Genomic DNA, 25,985 nt, shown 5'->3' with positions numbered 1-25,985 from the left:
CCTCACAGCAGACGTCTGAAACAAGGGGGGACTACTCATGCTCGCGCAACTTCCACCGGCCTTACAGAATCTTCAGCTACCGCTGCGTCTTCGACTCTGGGACGGCCATGAATTCAACTTGGGCCCCGAGCCCAGCGTCACCATCGTGGTCAAGGATCCCACGGTTGTATCCAGGCTGACCCATCCAACGCTCGACTCACTGGGCGAAGCCTTCGTCGAGGGCAAGCTGGAGCTGGAAGGCTCCATCACCGAAGTGATCAGGGTATGTGACGAGTTGAGTCACGCCTTGGTCGATGACGACGAGGAGAGTCGTCCGGTGCGCTCGATTCACGATAAGGCCACCGACGCCGCGGCCATTTCCTACCATTACGACCTGTCCAACGAGTTCTACCAGCTATGGCTGGACCAGGACATGGCCTACTCTTGCGGTTATTTCGAAACCGGCAGCGAGTCGATCGACCAGGCCCAACAAGACAAATTCCGCCACCTGTGCCGCAAGTTGCGGCTGCAGCCGGGTGAATATCTGCTGGATGTGGGCTGCGGCTGGGGCGGGCTGGCGCGCTATGCCGCGCGGGAGTTCGGGGTCAAGGTGTTCGGCATCACCTTGAGCAAGGAACAACTGGCGCTGGCCAAGGAGCGGGTGAAAGCCGAAGGCCTGGAAGACCAGGTCGACCTGCAATTACTCGACTACCGCGACCTGCCCCAGGACGGCCGTTTCGACAAAGTGGTAAGCGTGGGCATGTTCGAACACGTCGGCCACGCCAACCTGGCGCAGTACTGCCGGACCCTGTTCGGCGCAGTGCGTGAAGGTGGCCTGGTGATGAACCATGGCATTACCGCCAAGCACACCGATGGCCGCCCTGTAGGCCGTGGCGCCGGCGAGTTTATCGAGCGCTACGTGTTCCCTAACGGCGAACTGCCGCACCTGGCCATGATGACCGCCGAGATCAGTGAAGCAGGGCTGGAAGTGGTCGATGTCGAAAGCCTGCGTATGCATTACGCCCGCACATTGGACCATTGGAGCGAACGTCTGGAAGACAACCTGGAAGCAGCGGCGAAGATGGTACCGGAACAGGCGCTACGCATCTGGCGGCTGTACCTGGCTGGCTGCGCTTATGCGTTTGCCCGAGGCTGGATCAATCTGCACCAGATACTGGCAGTGAAACCCCATGCCGATGGCGGGCATGAACTGCCGTGGACGCGGGAAGACCTCTACCGCTGACCACCAGACACTGAAGATCGAAACTGTGGGAGCTGGCTTGCCTGCGATAGCGTTGTATCAGGACCGGATGAGTCGACTGAAACAACACCGCTATCGCAGGCAAGCCAGCTCCCACATTGATTTTGTGTTGGTGGTTAGAGGATGGGTGAGATCAGGCGTGCAATGCGCATCCCCAGTTGTTGCAGGCGACGGGTCTCGCGACTTTCTTCGTGGCTGACTTCATGGGCCAGGGCAAAGTCGTCCAGCAGCATCTGCTCAACTTGGTTGGCGAAGGTTTCATCCACCGTCAGCAGCATCACTTCAAAATTCAGCCGGAACGAACGGTTGTCCATGTTGGCACTGCCAATGGCGCTGATTTCGCTGTCCACCAACACCACCTTCTGATGCAAAAAGCCCGGCGTGTAGCGAAACACCCGCACGCCCGCTCGCACCGCTTCGTTGGCATACAGGCTGGACGCGGCATATACGATGCGGTGGTCGGGCCGTGACGGCAGCAGCAGGCGCACATCGACTCCGCGCAATACCGCCAGGCGCAGGGCGGCAAATACCGCCTCGTCGGGGATGAAGTAGGGGCTGGTGATCCACACGCGCTCGGTCGCCGCATGGATGGCCTCGACGAAAAACAGCGAACAGGTTTCATAAGGGTCCGCTGGCCCACTGGCGAGCAACTGGCAGAGCACGCCGTCTTCCGGGTAGGCATCCGGCAGGATCAGTGGCGGCAGTTCCCGTGCGGCCCAGAACCAGTCCTCGGCAAACGACTCCTGCAGGCACGCCACCACCGGGCCGGTGACCTGCACATGGGTATCGCGCCATGGCGCCAGGGGCGGTTTTTTACCCAGGTATTCATCGCCTACGTTATGCCCGCCGACAAAACCGGAGATGCCGTCCACCACGACGATCTTGCGATGGTTACGGAAGTTGACCTGGAAGCGATTGAGCCAGCCACTGCGGGTGGCGAATGCCTTGACCTGCACGCCTGCGTCACGCAGCGCTTGCACATAACGATGGGGCAGGGCGTGGCTGCCGATGCGGTCGTACAGGACGTAAATGGCCACGCCCTGAGCGGCTTTTTCCTTCAACAGGGTCTGCAATTGGCGGCCCAGTTCATCATCGTGAATGATGAAAAACTGGAACAGCACGGCGGTCTTTGCGTTACGAATAGCCTCGAAGATCGCGCCGAAGGTGGCATCGCCATTGATCAACAGGCGCACTTCGTTGTTGGCCAGGCAGGGCATGCGGCCCAGCTTGGGCATGGCGCGCAAGGAGGCGTAGGCGCTGGAGTTGCGCGCCGCAAGCGCTTCCTCCACCCACGGGCGCCAGTTCAGTTCGGTGATGGCCGTGTGCATTTCCTGGTTGGCCTGGCGACGGGCCTGGATGTACGCGTCGAAGGTGCTGCGGCCAAAAATCAGGTAGGGGATCAGCGTCAGGTAGGGCATGAACATCAGTGACAACGCCCAGGCGATCGAGCCTTGGGCGGTGCGCACGGTCAGTACTGCGTGGATCGCGGCGAGCGTTCCGAGAAAGTGCAGCGTGGCAATGACGTAGGCGAGCAGGTGCGGGCCAAAGAAATCCATGAACGTCGTAACTCCGGGCAGTCCAGTGCGTAACAGACCATGAACGGCTGTGAATGTCGCTATTTTATTTGCCATGCAACACTGGCTGCTTTGCGACGTCTAACGCCCACAATTACCCAGGAGTTACCCGATGAATGCTCGTCTGCTTGGTTTGGCCATGGTTGTTGGTTTGTCGCTGCCTGTGGCGGCGCAGGCGCAGATGCTGGCGCCGGGCTTGTGGGAATTGACCACCAGCAATATGAAAGTCGATAACCAGGACCTGCCGGACTTGTCGCTGATCCTCGGTCAACTCAAGCAACAGATGACCCCTGAACAGCGCGCCATGCTCGAAAAGCAAGGCATCAACATGGCCGGTAAAGGCGTACAGGTGTGCCTGACCCCGGCTCAGGTGGCCTCCGATTCGATCCCCCTGACCGACCCTCAATCGGGCTGCAAACAGGAGGTCACCGACAAGAGCGGCAACCAGTGGAAATTCCGTTTCAGTTGCCCGAAAGCCCAGGGCACTGGGGTGGCAACGTTCCAGAGCCAGAAAGAATTCACCACCAGCGTCAACGGTACCTTCAATGCCACCGGGATCCAGCAGAAGGGTAGCCTGGACAGCCACGCTCAGTGGCTGGGCAACGATTGCGGTTCGGTCAAACCCCGCGCTTAACGCCCAAACTGCAGGGGCAAGCCCTGGCAACTGTTGACCACCTGGCCGTTGTGCCAGGCCAGGTGGCCGCTGACCAGTGTGGTACTCACGCTGTGGCGAAAGCTGCGTTCTGCAAAGGGTGTCCAGCCGCAGCGGGCGAGAATAGGCTGGCTGTTGACCGGCTTGCCAGCAGGCTCCGGTTTGATCAGTACCAGGTCGGCCCAGTAGCCCTCGCGCACGTAGCCGCGATCAGCAATGGCAAACAGGTCGGCCACGCGGTGGCTGGTCTTGGCTACCAGAGTGGTCAGGGGCAAATGCCCGTCGGCCACCAACTCCAGCAACGCTGGCAGGGCATGCTGCACCAGGGGCAAGCCTGAGGGGGCTTGCCGATAGGCCAACTGTTTTTGCGCCCAGGTATGCGGCGCATGGTCGGTGCCAATCACATCCAGACGATCACTCAATAACGCCAGGCGCAGTGCGTCGCGGTCGGCGCGGGTCTTGATCGCCGGGTTGCATTTGATCTGGTGGCCGAGGCGGTGGTAATCGCGGTCATCGAACAGCAGGTGGTGCAGGCAGACCTCGGCGGTGATGTGCTTGTCGGCCAGTGGCTTGTCTTCGAACAGCGCCAGTTCGCGAGCGGTGGTCAGATGCAACACATGCAGACGCGTGCCATGGCGTTTGGCCAATTCCACGGCAAACGATGACGAGCGATAACAGGCCTCGGCATCGCGGATCAGCGGGTGGGCGACGGCGGGAATATGCTCGCCGAAGCGTTCGCGCAGGCGCTGCTCGTTGGCCAGGATGCTGGGCGTGTGCTCGCAATGAGCGAGCAGAATGGTTGGCACCTCGGCAAACAGGCGCTCCAGAATGCGTGGGTCGTCCACCAGCATATTGCCGGTGGAGGCGCCCATGAACACTTTGACCCCAGCCACTTCACGAGGGTCTAGGGCGGCAACGGTGTCGAGGTTGTCGTTGCTCACGCCAAAATGAAAGCCGTAGTTAGCCACTGAGTGCAGGGCGACACGGCGCTTTTTATCGGCCAGGGCTTCCAAGTTCAGGGTGGCCGGGTGGGTGTTGGGCATGTCCATGAAGCTGGTGATTCCACCGGCCACCGCCGCGCGGGATTCGCTGTAGAAGCTGCCTTTTTCCGGCGCGCCGGGCTCGCGAAAGTGCACCTGGTCGTCGATCATCCCTGGCAGCAGCCACTGGCCGTTGGCATCGATTTCCACCGGTTCGTTATCGCCTTGAATGCTGGCGGCAATCTTCTCGATACGACCATTGGCGATCAGTACGTCGGCGTCGAATACCTGGCCCTCGTTGACCAGGCGGGCGTTGCGGATCAGCAGGCGGCTCATGGTTCAGAACTCGTTTTGCAGGGCTTTGTAGCCGCGCACCAGGTCGACGTTGGTGCGTGCCACGTCTTCGGAAAACTCCGAGGCGCTGACACTCACCGGCGGGAAGTGCGACAAGTCGGTGTTGGGGCCGATACGCGTGGTGGAGGGCACGTAGAAAGCGGCGGGCAGGTCGCGGCCGTCGACCACCGAGTTGTGGCGCACCACGCACCCATCGCCCACGACGCAATTGAACAGCACACTGTTGAAGCCAATAAACACGCGGTCGCCCACTGTGCAGGGGCCGTGGACGATGGAGCGGTGAGCGATGGAGGTGAATTCTCCGATGGTCACTGCTGCGCCGGATTTGGAGTGGATGACCACGCCGTCCTGGATGTTGGAGTTGGCGCCGATGGTGATCGGGTCCATGGCGCCGCTGGCATCCACTTCGTCGGCGCGGATCACGGCGTAAGGGCCGACGAACACGTTCTCACCGATGATAACTTTGCCGCAGATGATCGCGGTCTTGTCGACGTAGGCCGATTCGGCAATCACCGGCAGGTCGCCGGAAGGATTTTTGCGGATCATGGCTGGCTCAGTGCGGCGCACAGGGTGTTGAGGTTGTATTCGAACAGCCCGATAAAGGTGCTGGCCGGGCCTTCTGCAGCGAGAGCGTCGGAGTACAGCGTGCCGCCGATCTGTGCGCCGCTTTCGTCAGCAATCTGCTTGAGCAGGCGTGAGTCCTTGATGTTTTCCATGAACACGGCTTTGACCTTGTCCTTGCGAATCTGAGTGATCAGCGCGGCAACTTCAGCGGCCGAAGGGTCACGTTCGGTGGACAAGCCCTGGGGCGCGAGGAACTGGATGCCATAGGCCTGGCCCAGGTAACCGAAGGCGTCATGGGAAGTGACGATGCGGCGGTTTCCCGGTGGCAGGGCGCCGAACTTGGCCTTGGCCTCGTCCAGCAGGCTATGGATTTGCTTGAGGTAGGCCTGGCTGTTGCTCAGGTAGGCGGTCTTGTTGGCAGGGTCGGCGGCTACCAGCGCTTTGGTGATGTTGCTCACATAAATCTCGGCGTTGGCCAAGTTGTGCCAGGCGTGCGGGTCGGGAATGGTTTCGCCATCCTCGTCCATGGTGTGGGAAATCACGCCTTTGCTGGCGGTGACCACCGTTGCCTTGGTTTCGGTGCTGGTAACCAGGCGGTCCAGCCACGGCTCGAAACCGAGGCCGTTCTTAATGATCACCTTGGCCTTGAGCAGTGCCTTGGCGTCGTCCGGCGTGGGTTCATAGGTATGGGCGTCGGCGTCCGGGCCGACCATGTTGCTGATCTGGATATGCTCACCACCAATCTGGTGGGTGATGTCGTCGAGAATACTGAAGCTGGTGACCACTTGGAGTTTGTCGGCGGCGTGGGCCATCGAAAGCGGCAACAGCAGACTGAACAGCACGAGTAGAGCGCGCATCGGGAAACACCTCATTGGGATGTGAGCAAAGGCGGGCGGCGCAACAAACCGTGCACCGGACCGAATACCACGGACAACAAATACCCAGCGCCTGCCACCAGCACGATCGCCGGGCCGCTGGGCAGTGAGTAGTAGAACGACAGCAGCAGGCCCAACCACACCGACAGGCATCCCAGCAGCGCCGATACCGCGATCAGCACTGGAAGGCGTCGGCTCCAGAAGCGTGAGGCGATGGCCGGCAACATCATCAAGCCGACCACCATCAACGCGCCGATGGCCTGGAAACCGATCACCAGGTTCAGCACCACCAGGGTCAGGAACACGCCATGGGCGAGGGGGCCGAGGCGGCTGACGGTTTGCAGGAACAGCGGGTCGAGGGTGTCCAGCAGCAGCGGTTTGTAGATCAGCGCCATGGCGATCAGGCTGAAACCCGAGACCCAGAGCATGCCGGTCAGTGTGGTTTGATCCACGGCCAGGGCGGAGCCGAACAGCAGGTGCAGCAGGTCCAGGCGCTTGCCGGCAAGGCCCAGGATCAGCACCCCGGCGGCCAAAGAGATGGGGTAGATGGCGGCGAGGCTGGCGTCTTCGCGCAGCCCGGTGCGGCGGGTGATCCACGCGGCCAGGCCGGCCATGCTCAGGCCTGCACCCAGGCCGCCGAGGGTCAGCGCGGGCAGGCTCAGGCCGGCGAACCAGAAACCCAGGGCTGCGCCGGGCAGGATGCCGTGGGCCACCGCATCACCGATCAGGCTCATGCGCCGCAGGATCAAAAACACACCTAGCGGCGCGGTGCTGCAAGCCAGTACCAAACCGCCGATGAGTGCGCGGCGCATAAAGACAAACTCATGAAACGGCATCCATAAGTGGGCAGTGAAGTGCATTCAGGCCACCTGCATCTGCGGTTGCGGGCGGATCAGCTCTTTGCTGGGGCCGAATAGGCAGCCGGTGTTTTTGATCTGCAGTACGTGCTGGGTGTGGTGACGCACGGCGGCCAGGTCATGGCAGACGATCACCAGGGTGCGGCCTTCGTTGTGCCAGGCATGGATGTGTTTCCAGCACAGCGCCTGACCGTCCTCATCGAGGGCTGCGTGAGGTTCGTCGAGCAGCAGGACGGATGCGTCGGCCAGGCTCATGCGTGCCAGCAGGGCGCGCTGCAATTCGCCGCCGGACAATGCCATCAACGGTCGATGTTCCAAGCCAGTCAGGCACCAGTCTTCGAGTACCGCGTGCAGGCGTTGGCTGCGTTGTTGCGCGGTGTGTTGGGTGCCCCAGAAACCGGCAGCGACCAGCTCTTGCAGGCTGATAGGGAACTGGCGGTCCAAGTGTTGCTGCTGGGGTAGGAAGGCCAAGCCGCCACGGCGTGGAACATCCACAATGACCTTTCCCGCCAGCGGTTTTTGCAGGCCGGCGATGACTTTGAGCAGGCTGCTCTTGCCTGTGCCATTGGCGCCGATGATGCCGGTGAGGCTGCCTTTTTCCAGGGTCAAATCCAGTGCCGGGGTGAGCGGTTGCCCTGGGGCACCCCAGCGCAAAGAGTTACAGGTGATCATGCAAAGTCTCTCGTCCAGTGGCTTTCAGCCACGGCATCGTGCGCGTGCAGGCTTTCGGCGTGGATCACTTTGAGGTGGAAGGCTTTGATGGCATCCGAGCGTTTCAAGGCGAGGTTCAGGCGGCGAGCGGCGTCTTCGCAGAACATCAGGTTCTGCCCGTTGGCCAGGGCGAAGGCTTGTTCGTCTGCGCGTTTCACCGCGGTTTGTACGGCGGTACCGAGCGCGGCTTCGGCAGCGTTGATCAAGTCGATTATCGGCAGGTCAGTACCTTGCAACTGAACGTGCAACTGCGCGCTGCTGCGTTGGCTATGGGGTGTGGCGACGATGCCGTTGGCACTGCCGAGCCAGGCCAGCAGCGCTTCGTGCTGCAACGGCGTGTTGGCGAAATCATCCACAAATTGCTGCTGAATCAACTGCCTGGCGAGTGCGGCGGAGCAAGGGCAGGTTGAGGAATAAGTAACGTCAATTTTTAGTTCCACGTGGAACATCTGGTTTTCCAGACGCGCTTCGATGCTCACCGGGTAGCTCTTCCAGCCGGCTAGCGGACTGACCAGGGCGGGTCGTTTAAGCAGCAACTGGGTGTTGATGCGCAAGTAAGCGTTCTTAGATAAACCTTCATGTGTGTCGAGAAAACGCTGCAGTACATTACGCAGCAGTGCAGGTGTCAGCGGGTGTTGATCGAGCATTTCCAGAGCCAGGTACAGGCGTGACATATGAATGCCACGGGCCGTGCCGTCGTCCAGGCTTACGCCCGCATCAGCGGTGGCGGCCAGGCGTTGACCGTCAATCAGGATCGGCAAGGCGATGCCGCACATACCCACCCAGTCGAGTGGCAAGGCTTGGCGTGAAGCCTGCGCGGCAATGTCCGGCAGAGTCAGCGCATTCATAAGCAGGTCCATCGTTGGAAATAATTCGACATGTTATAGTATAACAATACGAGCTACGATGAATTTTCTGCTCCAGCCTTTGTTCAGTCATATCGAGTAGGGACACTCCTTTATCTGCGGTATATGCCATGCACCGACGTCAGCTCCTCAACCTGCTGCTGGTCAGCCCCTTGTTTGCCTTGCCTTTGGGGGCTTACGCCACGCAGATTCGCAATGCACGCCTGTGGCGCTCAAACGACAAGCTGCGCCTGGTGTTCGACCTCAGCGGCCCGGTGCAATACAAGACCTTTTCCCTGGCCTCACCGGACCGCTTGATCATCGACTTGAGTGGCGCCGGTCTCAGCGGCGACTTTTCCCAATTGGCGTTGAAGAACAGTGGGATTATCTCGATCCGTTCCGGGCATTTCGGCAAGAGCGATACGCGCATCGTGCTGGACCTGGTCGAGCCCATGCAGCTCAACAGCTTCGTGCTGCCGCCCCAGGATGGCCAAGGCCATCGCCTGGTGTTGGATTTGACCAACGCGACCCGTGCGCCCCGTCAAATCGCCGCAGAGCCGGCACTCTTGGTGACGCCGGTAGACAAGGCGCATCCCAAGCGCGACATAATCGTGGTGGTCGACCCTGGCCATGGCGGCAAAGACCCAGGTGCCATTGGCTCCAAGGGCCAGCGCGAAAAAGATGTGGTGCTGTCGATTGCCCAGTTGTTGGCTAAACGCTTGAAGCGCGAAAAGGGTTTTGACGTAAAACTGGTGCGCAACGACGACTTCTTCGTGCCGCTGCGCAAGCGCGTGGACATCGCCCGTCAGCACAAGGCCGATATGTTTATTTCGGTACATGCCGACGCCGCGCCACGGCTGACCGCGTCGGGCGCTTCGGTGTATGCGTTGTCTGAAGGGGGCGCCACCTCCGCCACGGCCCGCTTCATGGCCCAACGCGAAAATGGCGCCGACTTGCTGGGCGCCACCACCTTGCTCAATCTGAAGGACAAGGACCCGATGCTGGCCGGGGTCATTCTCGACATGTCGATGAATGCGACCATCGCCTCCAGCCTGCAACTGGGTAGCTCGGTATTGGGCAGCCTGCAAAACATCACCAGCCTGCATCAGAAACGTGTGGAGCAGGCGGGGTTCGCCGTGCTCAAGTCACCGGACGTGCCTTCAATCCTGGTGGAGACGGGTTTCATTTCCAACCCTCGGGATGCCCAGCGGCTGGTGACGGCGCGCCATCAACAGGCGGTGGCGGATGGCCTTTTCGAAGGACTCAAGCGTTACTTCCAGAAGAACCCACCCATGAACAGCTACATGGCCTGGGTGCAGGCGCAGAAAAACAGCCAGGTCTAACAGCCGGTCATTCGGCTGCAAGTGAACTTGGCGCTGGCGCCCCCTGAGCTGGAAAACCGGTTGATGGTGGTCCAGCCCACGCGCCGCGTGTAGCCGACCCACGCCTCGCCATCCGATGCCAACCCGGTAAAAAACGTCAGTTGCCCATAACGGCTGTTGGTCTGCGCCCAATAGCGTTTGCCGATCACTTCGAAACCGCGCAGATACGTAGTGCTGCCGACGGTTGCCACGCTATAGGCATTGCCCAACGGGTCCACACACGCCAGCAGGTTGGCGCTGCGTGTGCAGTTGGCCAACAGGCTGGGTGCCTGGGCGCAGGCAGGCCCGGCGACTGCCAATAGCAGCGCGCACAGCAGGTATTTCATCGAGGTTCTCAACATAGGCAGGTGACCCAGCATTGCGCCCTTCGTCGCGGCGAGCAAGAGGGATTGGCTTATTTGTATTGTTATACTATAACATAAATGCACAGCCCGACCCGCGAACCGCTTCCATGACCGAACACGACCTTTTGGCCCAACCAGCGGCCGACTACATGAATGAGGCCCAGCAGCGCTTCTTCCGCGAACTGCTGCTGGCTCAGCGCGATGACCTGCAAGCCCGTATCGACGCAGAGTTCCAGGCGCTGCGCGAGCAGGAAACCAACAGCGATCTGGCGGATATCGGCAGTGCCGAAGAGCAACGCCAATGGCAACTGCGCCTGCTGGAGCGTGAAAAGAAGCTATTGGACAAGATCGACGACGCCTTGGAGTTGCTGGCTCGTGGCGAATACGGCTGGTGCCGTGAAACCGGCGAACCCATCGGCCTGCAACGCCTGCTGCTGCGTCCCACCGCCACCTTATGTATCGAAGCCAAAGAACGTGAAGAGCTGCGCGAACGCCATAGACGGGCAGTTTGACCGGCCAACCTTGATGAGGAATACCTGATGCCCAATCGTCTCCCTGTGACCGTGTTGTCCGGCTTTCTCGGTGCCGGTAAAAGCACGCTGCTCAACTATGTCCTGCGCAACCGCGAAAACCTGCGGGTGGCGGTGATCGTCAACGACATGAGCGAAATCAATATCGACGGCAGCGAGGTGCAGCGTGATGTCACGCTCAATCGTTCGGAAGAAAAGCTGGTGGAGATGAGCAATGGCTGCATCTGCTGCACCTTGCGTGAAGACTTGCTTGAAGAGGTGGGAAAACTCGCCAAAGAAGGTCGTTTCGATTACCTGCTGATCGAATCCACCGGTATTTCCGAACCTTTGCCCGTGGCCGAAACCTTCACTTTTCGCGATGAAAACGAGCAAAGCCTGGCCGACATTGCACGCCTGGACACGATGGTTACTGTGGTCGACGGTATGAATTTCCTGCTCGACTACCAGGCCGCCGAAAGCCTGGCTTCACGGGGCGAAACCCTCGGTGAGGAGGATGAACGTTCCATCACCGACCTGTTGATCGAACAGATCGAATTCGCCGACGTCATCCTGATCAGCAAGATCGACCTGATCAGCAGCCGTGAGCGCGAAGAACTGATGGCCATCCTCGAGCGCCTCAACGCCCAGGCGGAAATCATCCCGATGGTTATGGGCGAAGTGCCGCTGAACAAAATCCTCAACACTGGCCGTTTCGACTTCGAACGCGCCGCCCAGGCCCCGGGCTGGTTGCAGGAATTGCGCGGTGAGCATGTGCCGGAAACCGAAGAATACGGCATAGCGTCCACTGCTTACCGTGCGCGCCGGCCATTCCATCCACAGCGGTTTTTCGACTTTATCGACCGCCCCTGGGTCAACGGCAAGCTGTTGCGCTCCAAGGGTTTCTTCTGGTTGGCCAGCAAACATCAGGATGCGGGCAGTTGGTCCCAGGCGGGCGGGTTGATGCGCCATGGGTTTGCCGGGCGTTGGTGGCGCTTTGTGCCGAAAAGCCAGTGGCCTCAGGACGAAGAAAGCGTGGCGGCGATCATGGCTAACTGGCAGTTGAGCACGGGTGACTGCCGTCAGGAACTGGTGTTTATCGGGCAAAACATCGACTTTGCCCAGATGCGTACCGAGTTGGACGCCTGCTTGCTCACTGATGAAGAAATGGCCCTGGGTGTCGAAGGTTGGCGCCAGCTACCCGACCCGTTTGGCCCTTGGTACGAGCAGGTCGCCTGATGCTGGCCCCGGTCATTCCCCTACGCCCTGTCATCCGCCAAAGCTGTGGAGAAACGCCGCTGGCGCTGTCCGACATCCTCAATGATGGCGTCAACCTGGCAATCTGGCAGCGCCAACTGCCCCTGCATATCGCTGAGTTTGGCGCTTTGCTGGTGGCGCTCAATGAACCGTTGGCCGAGTCCATGGTGGTCGAATTGGTTAGCGAAGACTCCGTGCCGAACTTGCAGGGTTTGGCGTCCAGTTGTCGCGATCTTGAAGGCTACGATGGGTTTATCGCCGATGTGTCGTGGCTGGTCAGTGCATTCGCCTGCCTGCTGGGCGCCAAGCGCATCGGCGTGCGTTTACGGCTATTGGACAAGGCCATGTGTCCGCGTTTTCACGTCGATCACGTGCCGGTTCGGCTGATCACCACCTACGCCGGTATCGGTAGCCAATGGTTGCGCGAAGGCGTTATGGACCGGCGCACATTGAGCCAGGCGGATGCCGAGCCCACTGAGCGCATCGAGCAGATCCATTGCGGTGAAGTGGCGCTGCTTAAAGGCACCAAATGGCACGGCAATGAAGGACATGGGCTGATCCACCGCTCGCCAGCGCTCAAGGCCGATGAGCGACGGTTGATCCTGACGCTGGATTGGCTGGCATAACCGCGTAGGATCAAACGCTCTACACGGCCTGAACGATGCCTCTCATGTTGCAGAACATTCCTACCCATGTGATTGCAGGGCCCTTGGGCGCCGGCAAGACCAGCCTGATCAAGCACCTGCTTGCCCAGCGCCCGGCCAACGAGCGCTGGGCGGTGCTGATCAACGAGTTCGGCCAGATCGGCCTGGACGCAGCCCTACTCACACAAGACGATGACGGCATCGCCTTGGGCGAGGTGGCTGGCGGCTGTTTGTGCTGTGTGAACGGTGCACCGTTCCAGGTAGGGCTGGGCCGCTTGTTGCGTAAGGCTAAGCCGGACCGGTTGTTTATCGAGCCCTCAGGCTTGGGCCATCCGGCGCAATTGCTCAAGCAACTGCGGCACGCACCATGGCAAGACGTGCTGGCCGTGCAGCCTTGCGTGCTGGTACTCGATGCCCAGGCGTTGGCGGCGGGCAGGCCGTTGCCGCAGGCACAACAGGAGGCGTTAGCCAGTGCCGGTCTGCTGGTGTTGAACAAGGACGAGACGCTGACTGCGGTGCAACGTCAGGCGATTGAAGCGCAATTACCCGATTGCCCGCTCCATTGGACACGCCAGGCGCAACTGCCACTCGACCGGTTGCCCGGTTTGAAAGCGCAGGCCCAAGTAGCGGTGGATAATCTCGGCGTGCCTGAAGCGGTGGGGCAAATGCCGGCGATCTGGAGCGACCCGGGGCTGCCGATCTGTCTGAGTCAGAGCCAGGAGGGCGGCTGGAGCATCGGCTGGCGCTGGCACCCAAGCCAGCGATTCGATGTCAGCCGTCTGCATCAGTGGCTATCGAGTATCGACTGGCGCCGTGCCAAATTGGTTATCCACAGCGTTGAGGGTTGGGTGTCTGCCAACGCTGTGGATAACAGCCCACTGCACTGGCAACCCAGCGCTTGGCGGCGCGATTCACGTGTTGAGTTGATCTTCAGCGCACCACAGAACGTGGCCGCATTGCAAAGCGCCCTGGCAGCCTGCCGTTACTGATGTTTCTTGCTGGCGTGGTCCTGGCGCCACTGGCTCAATTCGATGATCTCGGCGCTGGGCAGCGGCTCCTTGGTTTCGAACGGGTAGGGCGCCAGTTCGATCTGCGCGCTGTGGGCGCCGAATTGGGTGATGACCCCGGCATGCCGAGTTTCGCCGGTCACCGTGAACTCGAAATTATAGATACGCGCCAGGCGTCGGCGGCCATTGGCATCCTTGACGAAACCGATGCGTTTGAGCGCCACGGCACCGTCAAGCAGCTCGATATCGAGCTTGGCGCAATGCTGCTTGACCCGCGCCAGCGCCCGTTCACGCAGGCCGTGGTTGTGCCAAACCCAGGCGGCGCCGGTGGCCAGCAGCATCAAAACGAAGATGTTTCCCAGGGTCAGCATTACATGAACTCCAACAAAGTGAGCGCAGCTTAACTGTGTCGCCGGTCTGTCGTACAGGCTGCGTTTAGTCGCATACTGCTCGGCCAGAAATTTAACGGTTTTACGGAAATCTCCCGCATGAAACGTACACCTCACCTGCTTGCGATCCAGTCTCATGTGGTCTTCGGCCACGCCGGAAACAGCGCCGCCGTGTTCCCTATGCAGCGGGTCGGGGTGAACGTCTGGCCGCTCAACACGGTGCAGTTCTCCAACCACACACAGTATGGACAGTGGGCGGGCGAAGTGTTGGCGCCGCAGCAAATTCCTGCGCTGGTAGAGGGTATTGCCGCGATTGGCGAGCTGGGCAACTGTGATGCGGTGCTGTCCGGTTACCTGGGCAGTGCCGACCAGGGCCGCGCCATCCTCAGCGGTGTGGCGCGCATCAAGGCGATCAACCCCAAGGCGCTGTACCTGTGCGACCCGGTGATGGGCCACCCGGAAAAGGGTTGCATCGTGCCGCAGGAGGTCAGCGATTTCCTCTTGGATGAAGCCGCCGCCATGGCGGACTTCCTGTGCCCCAACCAACTGGAGCTGGATAGTTTTGCCGGGCGCAAGCCGCAATCGCTGTTCGATTGCCTGGCGATGGCCAAAGCATTGCTGGCGCGCGGACCCAAAGCGGTGTTGGTCAAGCACCTGGATTACCCAGGCAAACTGCCAGAAGGGTTTGAAATGCTGTTGGTGACGGCCGACGGCAGTTGGCACTTACGCCGGCCCCTGCTGGCGTTTCCGCGTCAGCCAGTGGGCGTGGGCGACCTGACGTCGGGCCTGTTTCTGGCGCGGGTGCTGTTGGGTGATAGCCTGGTGGCTGCCTTTGAATTCACCGCCGCGGCCGTGCATGAAGTGCTGCTGGAAACCCAGGCTTGCGCCAGTTATGAACTGGAACTGGTGCGGGCCCAGGACCGTATTGCCCACCCTCGTGTGCGCTTCGAAGCCACACCGATCAGCCTGTAATGACACAGAACCCAATGTGGGAGCGGGCTTGCCCGCGATGGCGGAGTCTCGGTCAAAGCGATGTCGACTGAACCACTGCTATCGCGGGCAAGCCCGCTCCCACACGTTTTTGAGTTGAGTCGCCGCTTGTAGTTTACGGCGCGTCGGCTTTGATCTCCCGGTAGCGCTTTTCCAGTTCCTGACGAATCTGCCGACGCTGCTGAGCCTGCACAAAGCGGCGCTTGTCTTCGCTGTTCTGCGGCTGCAACGGCGGTACGGCGGCAGGTTTGCGCTGGTCGTCCACGGCCACCATGGTGAAGAAGCAGCTGTTGGTATGGCGCACCGAGCGTTCACGGATATTCTCGGTCACCACCTTGATGCCCACTTCCATCGACGTATTGCCGGTGTAGTTGACTGACGCCAGGAAGGTCACCAGCTCACCGACATGAATCGGCTCGCGAAAGATTACCTGATCTACTGACAGCGTGACCACATAACGACCGGCATAACGGCTGGCGCAGGCATAGGCCACTTCGTCGAGGTACTTGAGCAGCGTGCCGCCGTGCACATTGCCAGAGAAGTTGGCCATGTCAGGGGTCATCAGTACCGTCATCGACAGCTGGGCGTTTCCGGGTTCCATAGCACACTCACGGGTTGTAGGCATTGGTTGGGGGGAGGCACCTCTGCGGGTACTCAAAGTCTTTGCAGCGCCATCCCTAACGGGACGCCGTCAGGCGGCTCGCCGTCACGCGCGCAGCGATCTGTTTCCATATATTGCACCGGCTTTCCAGCAGAAGTCGCGGTGTTACCCTTCAAAAGCCCTTCTCAGGGCTTTTCTTACGATCAAGGCAGACTTTTCCGACCCTTCAAAGGCGAGGCCGGAAGTGGGAAAAGCGCCGGCACCCTCAAGGAGCCCCTCGCCATGCACGCCATCAGCTTTATCCAGGACTTGGCCGTGATCATGCTGGTGGCAGGGGTGGTCACCATCCTGTTTCACCGCTTCAAGCAGCCGGTGGTGTTGGGCTACATCGTCGCCGGCTTCATTATCGGCCCCCACACTCCGCCGTTTGGCCTGATCCACGATGAAGACACGATCAAGACCCTGGCGGAGCTGGGGGTCATCTTCCTGATGTTCTGCCTGGGCCTGGAATTCAGCCTGCGCAAGCTATTCAAAGTCGGGGCCACGGCGTTTATCGCGGCGTTCCTGGAAATCGTGCTGATGATCTGGATCGGCTACGAGATCGGCCGCTGGTTCGACTGGAGCACCATGGACTCGCTGTTCCTCGGCGCGATCCTGGCAATCTCCTCGACCACCATTATCGTCAAGGCTCTCAACGACCTGAAGATGAAAGACCAGCGGTTCGCCCAGCTGATTTTCGGTGTGCTGATTGTCGAGGACATCCTGGGTATCGGCATCATTGCCTTGCTGTCGAGCATCGCCGTGAGTGGCACGGTCAGCTCCGGCGAGGTGTTCTCCACAGTCGGCAAGCTCTCGCTGTTCATGATCGTTGCGCTGGTGATTGGTATTTTGCTGGTGCCGCGCCTGCTGGCTTATGTGGCCAAGTTTGAAAGCAACGAGATGCTGCTGATCACGGTATTGGGGCTGTGCTTTGGTTTCTGCCTGCTGGTGGTGAAGTTGGAATACAGCATGGTGCTCGGGGCCTTTTTGATCGGCGCGATCATGGCTGAATCCCGGCAGTTGATTAAGATCGAACGCCTGATCGAACCCGTTCGCGACATGTTCAGCGCGATTTTCTTCGTGGCGATTGGCTTGATGATCGATCCGCAGATCCTGCTGCAATACGCCTGGCCCATTGCGGTGATCACTGTGGCCGTGGTGCTGGGCAAGATGCTGTCTTGCGGGCTGGGTGCGTTTATCGCCGGCAACGATGGTCGCACCTCGCTGCGGGTGGGTATGGGGCTGTCACAAATTGGCGAATTTTCTTTCATCATCGCGGCGCTGGGGATGACCCTGCAGGTCACCAGCGACTTTCTGTATCCCGTGGCGGTGGCCGTTTCGGCGATCACCACGCTGCTGACGCCCTACCTGATTCGTGGCGCGGACCCACTGTCATTGAAGATCGCGGCGGTGATGCCCAAGCGTATGAGCCGAGTGTTCGGCATGTATGGCGAATGGCTGCGCAGCATTCAGCCCCAGGGCGAGGGGGCGATGTTGGCCGCGATGATCCGCAAGATCATCCTGCAAGTCGGGGTAAACCTGGCATTGGTGATCGCAATCTTCTTTGCCGGCAGCTTTTTCGCAGGGCGCATCGGTGGGTATCTGGAGGGCTGGGTCAGCGATCAGAGTTGGCAGAAGGCGTTGATCTGGGGCGGGGCGCTGCTGGTGTCGTTGCCGTTTCTGATTGCGGCGTATCGCAAGCTCAAGGCGCTGTCGATGCTGCTGGCGGAGATGAGCGTGAAACCAGAAATGGCCGGGAGGCATACCCAACGTGTGCGAAGGGTGATTGCGGAGCTGATCCCCCTCTTGTCGCTGCTGGTGATCTTCCTGCTATTGGCAGCCTTGTCGGCCAGTATTCTGCCGACCAACAAGTTGCTGGTGTTGATTGCCGTGGTCACGGCGGCGGTGGCTGCAGTGCTCTGGCGCTGGTTTATCCGTGTGCATACGCGGATGCAGGTTGCGTTGCTGGAGACGCTGGATAACCACAAGGATACGGAACACTGACTGGCGTTGGCGGGGGCTGCTTTGCAGCCCAGCGGGAGCAAGCTCCCTCGCCACAAAAGCCGGTTGCCAGAGGTCAGGGGACTCAGCTTTCCAGCCAGACGTCCCGTGCCCAGTGCCACACCGATTCCCAGGTTTCTTCAGTAACCAGTTCTTCCTCACCGGACCACAGCACGACGGTGCCGTCTTCTTCGACGCAATAGTAGTCGTCGCCGTCCTGGCAGATAGGGATCAGGCTGCGGTCAACACCGGCATCCCAGGCGTTGGCCGCAACGTCTGGCAGGTAAGTGTGGGACTGTGGGTCGGTGACGGTCACCGGCTCCAGGCTGCCGTAGACCACGTCACTGACGGTCAGCAGGAATTCACGGAAGACAAAGGGGATGTCGATGAACAGTTGTTCCTCGATTTCCACCAGCAGGTCTTCGTCAGGCAGCTCCAAAGGAACCGGGACCGGTTCGTTGGCTTCACGCAGTTGTTCGATGATTTCTTCCACGGCCGGGATCCTCTTGCTAGATGGCGCGGTTTATAGGGGCGTTTTATACAGTAGCTCGCTATAAGTGCAACCGTGAAATAGAAAACCCCGGACATGTCCGGGGTTTTTGTTACCGCTTGCTCAAACGCGCAGGTATTAGCCGTTCTGGCGGATACCGGCGACCAGCCATGGCTGGTCGTCGCCCTGGGCGCGTTCCATATTCCAGCTTTCGCTGAACACTTCGCCCTGGTCGAAGCGCGAGGACTTCGACACGCCGCTGAAGGTCAGGGTGGCGATAGTCTTGTCGGCACGATCATCCACGCCATCGAGCTGTACGCGCAGGTCGTCGATGTAGGTCGACTGGAAGGCGTCACCGATCTCGGCACGTTCGCGCTTGAGGAACTCCAGCAACTGCGGGGTCACGAACTCGGAGATCTTGTCCATTTCGTTGGCGTCCCAGTGCTGTTGCAGGGACTGGAAGTGGCTGCGGGCCGCTTCGACGAAACGCTCTTCGTTGAACCAAGCCGGTGCGTTGATCACCGGACGGGCGGCAGGGGCTGCCGAACCACCGAAGATCGAACCCATGGCAGGCTTCTGTTCGAACGCTTCACGCTGCATCGGCGCGCCGGCTGGAGCCAGGTGCTCCTGCTGCTTGCGGCGACGGGCGGCGATAAAGCGGAAGACCAGGAAGGCGATGACGCCCATGATCAGGATGTCGAAGATCTGCATGCCCTGGAAGCCGTCGCCCATGAACATGGACGCAAGCAGGCCACCGGCGGCGATGCCGGCCAGTGGGCCCAGCCAACGCGAAGCACCGCCGGCCTTGGCAGCAGCGCCAGCGGCACCGGCTGCGCCTGCAGTAGCCGCAGCACCGCCGGCACCGGCGGATGGAGCCATTTGGCTGGTCTGGTGAGTCGGTGCCGCGCCCGAGCTTTTGCCGCCACCGAAGCGTTTGGCGTTGGCGTCGAGGCTCATCGTCAGGCCGATGCACAACGCCATGGCGATGCTAAGAAAACGTTTCATATAGGGAATTCCCATTTGTGGATTGCACGCGCGCCATGTTGCACAGGTGTCGTGGCAGAGGCTAGCGGCATAATGTTTCGGGCTTTTGCGTAAGACCAAATCCGAAGGGTCTGTAGGACCAATTACAGATATTGGCCCGCACGCCTCTAAAACAAGGCTGGGCCAATAATCTTCATGTTACGCAGTGTTTCATGATGGTGGGCTTATTGTGGCCAGAGATTGCTCCCGCTGGGCTGCGCAGCAGCCCCAAAAAACGGGCGCGCTGCGCACGCCAGCGGAAGCAATCTATGACCACAGGTGATCAGCTCAGACCGCTTCGAGCTTGGCGTAACCCATCATCAGCCACTTGCTGCCCTCGGCGAAGTTCACCTGCACCCGCGCCTGGGCGCCTACGCCTTCGAAGTTGAGGATCACGCCTTCGCCGAAGATCGCATGCTTGACCTGCTGGCCCAGGCTGAACGGGGTTTCCGGTATTTCGGAACCGGCAAACATGCTGCTGGAGTTCTGTTGCTGGCCACCGCCGAACGGGCGGCTGACGCTGTTGGACAAGCGTACTTCCTGGATCAGCCCCTTCGGCACCTCACGTACGAAGCGCGACACCTTGTTGTAGGTTTCGCTGCCGTACAGGCGTCGGGTCTCGGCGTAGGTCATCACCAGGTTCTGCATCGCCCGGGTGATGCCCACGTAGGCCAGGCGGCGTTCTTCTTCAAGGCGGCCGGGCTCTTCCAGGCTCATCTTGTGAGGGAACAGGCCTTCTTCCATGCCCACCAGGAACACATAAGGGAATTCCAGGCCTTTGGCGCTGTGCAAGGTCATCAGCTGGATACTGTCTTCATGCTCGTCGGCCTGGGTATCGCCGGCTTCCAGCGAGGCGTGGCCCAGGAAGGCGGCGAGCGGCGTCAGCTCTTCGTCGTCCTCGGTGTTTTCGAACGCGCGGGCGGCGCTGACCAGTTCCTCAAGGTTTTCTACCCGGGCCTGGCCTTTCTCGCCTTTTTCCGCTTCGTGATAGGCGATCAGCCCGGACTGCTCGATCACGGTCTGAGTCATCAGGTGCAGCGGCATCTCTGCGCACTTGGCGGCCAGGTTCTCGATCAGCTCGACAAACACCCCCAACGCCCCCGCCGCACGGCCAGTCAGGCCTTTGTTGGCGATCAGCAAGCGCATGGCTTCCCACATCGACACATCGGCATGGCGCGCATGGTCGCGGATCGCTTCGACGGTTTTCTCGCCAATGCCACGCGCCGGGATGTTGATCACCCGCTCCAGCGCTGCATCGTTACCCCGGCCTTCAAGCAAACGCAGGTAGGCCATGGCGTTCTTGATTTCGGCGCGCTCGAAGAAGCGCTGGCCGCCATAGATGCGGTACGGGATGCGTTCGCGCAGCAAGGCCTCTTCCAGCACCCGCGATTGGGCGTTGGAACGGTACAGAATCGCGATATCGCTGCGGGCCAGGCCGGTTTTCAGTGCGCTTTCGATGGTTTCGACCACGTAGCGCGCTTCATCGTGCTCATTGAACGCCGCGTACAGGTTGATCGCCTCGCCTTCGCCGCCGTCGGTCCACAGCTCTTTGCCCAGGCGCCCGGTGTTGTTGGCGATCAAGGCGTTGGCCGCCTTGAGGATCCCGGCGGTGGAGCGGTAATTCTGCTCCAGGCGGATGGTCACCGCGTCCGGGAAGTCTTCGGAATACTGGTAGATGTTCTCGATTTTCGCGCCACGCCAGCCGTAGATCGACTGGTCGTCATCGCCCACCACCATCAGGCTGTCACCGCCCTTGGCCAGTAGACGCAACCAGGCGTACTGCACGGCGTTGGTGTCCTGGAACTCGTCCACCAGGATATGGCGGAAGCGTTTCTGGTAATGGGCCAGCAAACCGGGGTTGTCGCGCCACAGGTCGAGGGCACGCAGCAGCAGTTCGGAGAAGTCGATGACGCCAGCGCGCACGCAGGCCGCTTCATAGGCCTCATAAATGCTGCGCATTGTGGCCAGGAACAGGTCGCCGCTGGCTTGGATATGTTGCGGGCGCAGGCCCTCGTCTTTCTGGCCGTTGATAAACCACTGTGCCTGGCGCGCCGGCCAGCGTTGTTCGTCCAGGCCCAGTTCGCGGATCACGCGCTTGACCAGGCGTTGCTGGTCGTCGCTGTCGAGAATCTGGAAGGTCTGGCTCAGGCCGGCTTCCTGCCAATGCGCCCGCAACAGGCGGTGCGCCAGGCCGTGGAAGGTGCCCACCCACATGCCCGCCGGGCTGATGCCCATCAACTGCTCGATGCGATGACGCATCTCGGCAGCGGCCTTGTTGGTGAAGGTCACCGACAGGATGGAATGCGGGGACGCGTTTTCGACCTGGATCAACCAGGCGATACGGTGCACCAGCACTCGGGTTTTACCGGAGCCAGCACCGGCCAGGACCAACTGACGGCCAACGGGGGCCGCTACGGCCTGGCGTTGGGCATCGTTGAGAGAGTTCAGCAAAAGAGAGAGATCATCGCGCATCGACGCATTCTATGGGCCTTGGGGGGCCTGGGCAAATCCCAATGCCGGATGGTCGATGCAAAACGCCTGCAAGCTATCGACGGGCGAACATTCTGACGGGGGTGATGACCGGTTGGTCATCGCCCGCAGCCCATGCCGTGTCTTGCTCAAGCGGTCTGGGCCAAAGGTTTGCGGCCAATCGCAGGAGGTTTTTTATGACTTGTAGCAGTTTGGCCCAGGCGCTTGCTTGTGTATGCTCCGTCGACGTTTCGGGCTCACCATTATAAGAACACCGCCTATGACCCTTAGCACCGACCTGTTTGGCCCCTCGCCGGCCCCGGCACAGGTCATCCGTAAACACTATGCAACCGAAATCGCGGTTGAGCGCACGCGCCTGCTCTATCAGGGCTCGTTGCTGCCGACGCTGCTGATGCTGGTCAACGGCCTGGTCTGCGCCTGGTTACTGTGGAACCCCAATCAGTACCTGCTGGACAGCGTCTGGCTGCTCTGGTTGCTCGCCCTGGTGGCGATGCGCGTGATTCAAGTGGCGGCCTTTGATTCGGCCATGCCCAGCCGGCAGGCCCAGCCCGTGTGGCGCCGTATGTTCATGCTCGGCTCGGCGGTCAGTGGCCTGACCCTCTCGGTTGCGGCTATTGCCCTGGTGCCCACGGACAGCTTCATGCATCAGGCTTGGGTGTTTGGCCTGATTGGCGCCGCCACCTTGTCGGCCAGCGTGGCCTATGCCGTGAGCTTTTGGGCCTACCTGTCGTTTGCCTTGCCGTGCCTGGTGCCGGCCATCGTCTACCTGTTCTGGAATGGCACACCGCAGCAACAAGGCTGGGGCGTGCTCGGGCTGATCCTGCTGGCGTCCCTGAGCCTGGTCGCGTGGCAGGTCAACCGCCTGATCCAGCGCGGGTTGTTGCGCCGTTTCCAGAACCAGGCCCTGATCGAGCATTTACAGCAGGCGCAGCAACGCAGTGAGCAGTTGAACCAGGACCTGGTGCGCGAAGTCGAACAGCGCCGCGAGGTGGAGCAGAACTTGCGTGAAGCCCAGGTCGGTCTGCAAGATCGTGTGGCGCAACGCAGCCAGCAATTGGATGCTGCCAGCCTCGCCTTGAGTAAAAGCGAAGCGCGCCTGGCTATGGCCCTGCAAGCCAGTGAACTGGGCCTGTGGGACTGGAACCTGCAAACCGACGAGGTCCACCACACGCAACTCAAGGAGTTGTTTGGCCTGGAGCCCGAATACGTCACGGCGATGCTCAGCCACCTCAAACCGCGCCTGCACCCCGACGATCTGCCACTGCTCAAGCACGCACTGGTAGAGCATCTCAAAGGCCGCAGCGAGGACTATCAGGTGGAGTACCGGATACGTCATGGCGATGGGCATTGGGTGTGGATCGAAGACCGCGGGCGCGCCGTGGAGCGCACACCCAGTGGCCGCGTCGTCCGTATGCTGGGCACGCGCCGCGACATCAGCGCCGGCAAGGCGGTGGAGGAGCAGCAACGCCTGGCTTCGACGGTGTTCGAGGCGGCCAGCGAAGGCATTGTGATCCTCGACCCGAACTACGCGCTGATCGCCGTGAACCAGGCGTTCAGCCGCGTCACCGGTTTCGACATCGACGACATGCTTGGCCGCAACGTCGTGGAACTGCCCAGCAGTCGCGATGCGCGGCGCCACTTCCCGCTGATCCGCCAGGCATTGCTCAGCCACGGCACCTGGCAGGGCGAATTGGTGGAGACGCGCAAGAACGGCGAACTGTACCCGCAATGGCTACAGCTGAATGTGGTGCGTGATGTACGGGGGAACGTCAGTCATATCGTAGGATTCTTCGCCGATCTGTCCGCCCGGCGCGAGTCGGAAGAGCGCATGCGCTACCTCACCCACTACGACGAGTTGACCGGCCTGGCCAACCGCTCGCTGTTTCGCGAACGGCTGCGCGAAGCTCACCAGCGGGTGCGCCAAGGCGGTCGCAGCCTCGCGCTGCTGCATATCAACCTCGACCGCTTCAAATTGCTCAATGACAGCCTGGGCCATGAAGTGGCCGACCAACTGCTGCAGAAAATGGCGCGGCGCTTGATCAACGCGCTGCCGGAGGCCGACACCATTGCGCGCCTGTCCGGTGATGAGTTCGCCGTACTGTTTGACGCCTATGGCAACTTATCCAGCCTGGCGCGGGTGGCGACCCGGTTGCTGGCGAAGCTGCGCGTGCCGGTGAACGTGGAGGGCCATGAGCTGGTGGTAAGCGCCTCTATGGGCGTCAGCCTGCTGCCTGATAACGCACGGGAGATTTCTGCACTGGTCAGCCAGGCGAATATGGCGATGCAGCACGCCAAGCATTTGGGCGGGAATAATTTCCAGTTCTTCACCGACAGCCTGCAAGCCAGCACCCTGGAGCGTTTGCAGCTGGAAAACCACCTGCGCAAAGCCATCGACGAGCGTCAGCTCACGGTGTTTTACCAACCCAAGCTGTGCCTGGTCACTGGCAAGCTGAAGGCTGCCGAGGCGTTGGTCCGCTGGGAGCATCCGCAATGGGGCATGGTGCCGCCGAGTGACTTTATCGGTTTGGCGGAAGAAACCGGCTTGATCGTGCCGTTGGGCGAATTTGTGCTGCGCCAGGCCTGCTGGCAGGCCTGCGAATGGCAGCGTCAGGGGCTGGCGCCGATTCGCGTGTCGGTCAACCTGTCGGTGCATCAGCTGCGCCAGGGCAAGCTGGTCAGCCTGGTGCGCCAAGTGCTGGAGGAAACCGCACTGGACCCGCAGTACCTGGAGCTGGAACTGACCGAAAGCCAGTTGCTCGACAGCGTTGAACACATCATCGCCACCTTCCAGCAATTGCGCGACCTGGGGGTGAAGCTGGCCATCGACGACTTTGGCACCGGTTATTCGTCCCTCAGCTACCTCAAGCGTATCCCGGTGGACTACGTAAAAATCGACCAGGCCTTTATCCGGGGGCTTGGCCAGGGGCGCGAGGATGCGGCCATCACCCGTGCGATCATCGCCATGGCCCACGGGTTGGCGCTCAAGGTAGTGGCCGAAGGAGTGGAGGATCAGCAGCAGCTGGATTTCCTGCGCGGTGAGCAGTGTGACGAGGTACAGGGTTACCTGATCAGCCCGCCCATGAGGGCCGAAGGGCTGGCGGATTTGTTACGCAAAAACGCAGATTTTTCTTAACGCAGCGTAGGCCGCCTTTATGGCTACATAGCGGCTGCCCGCTGAATCAGAGGGGAGCAGGGCGATTTAGTGATGCATCTAACGGGCAAAACGACAATTCTTGTAGTATAACTACAAGCTTGCTACATCCCTGGCGCCTGCCAATAACAAGAGTCCTGCCCTTTGAACCTGTTGCAACATATCGCCCAGTCGCGCCACCTGTTACGCAAATCGGAACTCAAGGTTGCCGATCATGTGCTGCTTGACCCTGCGGCTGTGATGCACAGTTCCATGGCCGACCTGGCCCACAGCGTGGGCATCAGCGAGCCGACCATCGTGCGCTTCTGCCGCGCCATTGGTTGCTCCGGCTTTCAGGACCTCAAGCTCAAGCTGGCGCAAAGCCTGGCTGCCGGGGCGAGCTTCGGCCAGTTTGCAATCCATGAAGACGACTCCGTTGCCGACTACAGCCTGAAAATCTTCGACACCACCTTGCACACCTTGATGGAAGTGCGTGAGAAGCTCGACCCGGTGGAGCTGCAAAAGGCCGTGACCGCAATGTCCCAGGCCCAGCGCGTCGAGTTCTACGGCTTCGGTGCGTCCGGCGCGGTGGCGGCCGATGCCCAGCACAAGTTCTTCCGCCTGCTGCTGACCGCCGCGGCCTACAGCGACCCGCACATGCAGGCGATGTCGGCGGTGACCTTGAAGCCCACTGACGTGGCCATCTGCATTTCCCAATCAGGTCGTTCCAAAGACCTGCTGATCACCGCCAACCTGGTGCGTGAGAGCGGCGCGTCGTTGATTACCCTGTGCCCGAGCCAGACGCCATTGGCGGAGTTGTCCACGGTGAACCTGGCGATCGACGTGCATGAAGACACCGAAATCTATACGCCGCTGACCTCGCGCATTGCCCACCTGGTGGTCATCGACGTGTTGGCGATGGGCGTGGCCATGGCCCGTGGCCCGAGCCTGGTCAACCACCTCAAGAGCGTGAAGCGCAGCTTGCGTAGCCTTCGCCTCTCGCCAAAATCCGTCAAAGCCCTCGACGACTAAGCCCAGGC

Annotated in this window: 24 protein-coding genes; 11 read left to right on the top strand and 13 right to left on the bottom strand. The window is 60.7% G+C overall.

The window, feature by feature from the left end; translation table 11 throughout:
* The first annotated feature begins 37 nt into the window (after positions 1-37).
* Positions 38-1,222, top strand: coding sequence for a C17 cyclopropane fatty acid synthase CfaB (gene cfaB, locus GIW79_RS03445; protein ID WP_014720571.1), 1,185 nt, complete (start codon positions 38-40; stop codon positions 1,220-1,222).
* A gap of 134 nt (positions 1,223-1,356) precedes the next feature.
* Here the strand turns inward: cfaB and cls are convergent, their stop codons facing one another.
* Positions 1,357-2,796 carry a cardiolipin synthase gene (gene cls, locus GIW79_RS03440; RefSeq protein WP_236453483.1) on the bottom strand — a complete coding sequence of 480 codons (1,440 nt, stop codon included), beginning with the start codon at positions 2,794-2,796 and terminating at the stop codon, positions 1,357-1,359.
* A gap of 130 nt (positions 2,797-2,926) precedes the next feature.
* Here cls and GIW79_RS03435 point away from each other — a divergent pair, with 130 nt between their 5' ends.
* Entirely contained in the window at positions 2,927-3,448 is a 522-nt protein-coding gene (locus GIW79_RS03435) for a DUF3617 domain-containing protein (protein WP_014720569.1), read from the top strand.
* On the opposite strand, the gene GIW79_RS03430 is transcribed toward GIW79_RS03435, so the two are convergent.
* The 6 genes from GIW79_RS03430 to folE2 are packed head-to-tail and all read right to left on the bottom strand — an operon-like array spanning position 3,445 to position 8,655.
* Complete coding sequence (locus tag GIW79_RS03430) at positions 3,445-4,782, bottom strand: dihydroorotase (protein ID WP_236453485.1); 1,338 nt, start codon at positions 4,780-4,782, stop codon at positions 3,445-3,447. The two genes, GIW79_RS03435 and GIW79_RS03430, sit on opposite strands and share 4 nt — an antisense overlap.
* Positions 4,783-4,785: 3 nt before the next feature.
* A complete protein-coding gene (locus GIW79_RS03425; protein ID WP_057975216.1) occupies positions 4,786-5,346 on the bottom strand; it encodes a gamma carbonic anhydrase family protein in 561 nt (186 codons plus the stop codon).
* A complete protein-coding gene (locus GIW79_RS03420) occupies positions 5,343-6,221 on the bottom strand; it encodes a metal ABC transporter substrate-binding protein (protein ID WP_034129164.1) in 879 nt (292 codons plus the stop codon). The genes GIW79_RS03425 and GIW79_RS03420 overlap by 4 nt, the downstream gene beginning before the upstream one ends.
* 11 nt (positions 6,222-6,232) lie before the next feature.
* Positions 6,233-7,099 (bottom strand): metal ABC transporter permease, encoded by an 867-nt coding sequence (locus tag GIW79_RS03415; protein WP_054916968.1) that lies wholly within the window; start codon positions 7,097-7,099, stop codon positions 6,233-6,235.
* Positions 7,100-7,768, bottom strand: coding sequence for a metal ABC transporter ATP-binding protein (locus tag GIW79_RS03410; protein WP_054916966.1), 669 nt, complete (start codon positions 7,766-7,768; stop codon positions 7,100-7,102).
* A complete protein-coding gene (gene folE2, locus GIW79_RS03405) occupies positions 7,765-8,655 on the bottom strand; it encodes a GTP cyclohydrolase FolE2 (protein ID WP_236453488.1) in 891 nt (296 codons plus the stop codon). Before folE2 ends, GIW79_RS03410 begins: the two co-directional genes overlap by 4 nt.
* 128 nt (positions 8,656-8,783) lie before the next feature.
* Between folE2 and GIW79_RS03400 the strand changes: the two genes are divergently transcribed.
* Positions 8,784-9,995 carry an N-acetylmuramoyl-L-alanine amidase gene (locus GIW79_RS03400; RefSeq protein WP_236453491.1) on the top strand — a complete coding sequence of 404 codons (1,212 nt, stop codon included), beginning with the start codon at positions 8,784-8,786 and terminating at the stop codon, positions 9,993-9,995.
* Here the strand turns inward: GIW79_RS03400 and GIW79_RS03395 are convergent.
* The gene (locus GIW79_RS03395; RefSeq protein ID WP_034129159.1) at positions 9,992-10,360 is read right to left on the bottom strand and encodes a hypothetical protein; all 369 of its coding nucleotides are present in this window, start codon (positions 10,358-10,360) and stop codon (positions 9,992-9,994) included. The genes GIW79_RS03400 and GIW79_RS03395 overlap by 4 nt on opposite strands.
* A gap of 125 nt (positions 10,361-10,485) precedes the next feature.
* On the opposite strand from GIW79_RS03395, the gene dksA reads away from it, so the two are divergent.
* Genes dksA through GIW79_RS03375 form a run of 4 tightly spaced genes read left to right on the top strand, consistent with a single transcriptional unit; the run spans position 10,486 to position 13,774 of the window.
* Positions 10,486-10,890, top strand: coding sequence for an RNA polymerase-binding protein DksA (gene dksA / locus GIW79_RS03390; RefSeq protein ID WP_034129158.1), 405 nt, complete (start codon positions 10,486-10,488; stop codon positions 10,888-10,890).
* A 27-nt stretch (positions 10,891-10,917) separates the two neighbouring features.
* The gene (zigA, locus tag GIW79_RS03385) at positions 10,918-12,123 is read left to right on the top strand and encodes a zinc metallochaperone GTPase ZigA (protein WP_197880277.1); all 1,206 of its coding nucleotides are present in this window, start codon (positions 10,918-10,920) and stop codon (positions 12,121-12,123) included.
* Entirely contained in the window at positions 12,123-12,767 is a 645-nt protein-coding gene (locus GIW79_RS03380; RefSeq protein ID WP_236453494.1) for a DUF1826 domain-containing protein, read from the top strand. The genes zigA and GIW79_RS03380 overlap by 1 nt, the downstream gene beginning before the upstream one ends.
* 44 nt (positions 12,768-12,811) lie before the next feature.
* Complete coding sequence (locus GIW79_RS03375; protein ID WP_236453496.1) at positions 12,812-13,774, top strand: CobW family GTP-binding protein; 963 nt, start codon at positions 12,812-12,814, stop codon at positions 13,772-13,774.
* On the opposite strand, the gene GIW79_RS03370 is transcribed toward GIW79_RS03375, so the two are convergent.
* Positions 13,768-14,163 (bottom strand): DUF3301 domain-containing protein, encoded by a 396-nt coding sequence (locus GIW79_RS03370; RefSeq protein WP_003195752.1) that lies wholly within the window; start codon positions 14,161-14,163, stop codon positions 13,768-13,770. The genes GIW79_RS03375 and GIW79_RS03370 overlap by 7 nt on opposite strands.
* Positions 14,164-14,280: 117 nt before the next feature.
* Here GIW79_RS03370 and pdxY point away from each other — a divergent pair, with 117 nt between their 5' ends.
* Positions 14,281-15,153, top strand: a complete 873-nt coding sequence (gene pdxY, locus GIW79_RS03365; protein WP_003195749.1) for a pyridoxal kinase PdxY — start codon at positions 14,281-14,283, stop codon at positions 15,151-15,153.
* Positions 15,154-15,286: 133 nt separating this feature from the next.
* On the opposite strand, the gene GIW79_RS03360 is transcribed toward pdxY, so the two are convergent.
* Positions 15,287-15,772, bottom strand: a complete 486-nt coding sequence (locus GIW79_RS03360; RefSeq protein WP_003195747.1) for an acyl-CoA thioesterase — start codon at positions 15,770-15,772, stop codon at positions 15,287-15,289.
* A gap of 282 nt (positions 15,773-16,054) precedes the next feature.
* Here GIW79_RS03360 and GIW79_RS03355 point away from each other — a divergent pair, with 282 nt between their 5' ends.
* Complete coding sequence (locus GIW79_RS03355) at positions 16,055-17,815, top strand: cation:proton antiporter (RefSeq protein WP_054896081.1); 1,761 nt, start codon at positions 16,055-16,057, stop codon at positions 17,813-17,815.
* Between the two features lie 82 nt (positions 17,816-17,897).
* On the opposite strand, the gene GIW79_RS03350 is transcribed toward GIW79_RS03355, so the two are convergent.
* The 3 genes from GIW79_RS03350 to uvrD all read right to left on the bottom strand — a co-directional run bounded on the left by GIW79_RS03350 (position 17,898) and on the right by uvrD (position 21,797).
* The gene (locus tag GIW79_RS03350) at positions 17,898-18,305 is read right to left on the bottom strand and encodes an SMI1/KNR4 family protein (protein WP_034129154.1); all 408 of its coding nucleotides are present in this window, start codon (positions 18,303-18,305) and stop codon (positions 17,898-17,900) included.
* Positions 18,306-18,440: 135 nt separating this feature from the next.
* Entirely contained in the window at positions 18,441-19,307 is an 867-nt protein-coding gene (locus GIW79_RS03345) for a Tim44 domain-containing protein (RefSeq protein WP_003195740.1), read from the bottom strand.
* Positions 19,308-19,613: 306 nt separating this feature from the next.
* On the bottom strand, positions 19,614-21,797 hold the full coding sequence (gene uvrD, locus GIW79_RS03340) for a DNA helicase II (protein ID WP_236453498.1): 2,184 nt from the start codon (positions 21,795-21,797) through the stop codon (positions 19,614-19,616).
* A gap of 277 nt (positions 21,798-22,074) precedes the next feature.
* On the opposite strand from uvrD, the gene GIW79_RS03335 reads away from it, so the two are divergent.
* Together GIW79_RS03335 and hexR are read left to right on the top strand one after the other, a co-directional pair.
* Positions 22,075-24,948, top strand: a complete 2,874-nt coding sequence (locus GIW79_RS03335; RefSeq protein ID WP_054896080.1) for a putative bifunctional diguanylate cyclase/phosphodiesterase — start codon at positions 22,075-22,077, stop codon at positions 24,946-24,948.
* 162 nt (positions 24,949-25,110) lie between these two features.
* Complete coding sequence (gene hexR / locus GIW79_RS03330) at positions 25,111-25,977, top strand: transcriptional regulator HexR (RefSeq protein ID WP_003177007.1); 867 nt, start codon at positions 25,111-25,113, stop codon at positions 25,975-25,977.
* Positions 25,978-25,985: the final 8 nt, after the last annotated feature.

It is taken from the genome of Pseudomonas sp. PA-7-1E, assembly GCF_021605325.1.
In the GTDB taxonomy this organism is placed as follows: domain Bacteria; phylum Pseudomonadota; class Gammaproteobacteria; order Pseudomonadales; family Pseudomonadaceae; genus Aquipseudomonas; species Aquipseudomonas fluorescens_BV.
This window is presented reverse-complemented; position numbering and strand designations above follow the sequence as displayed.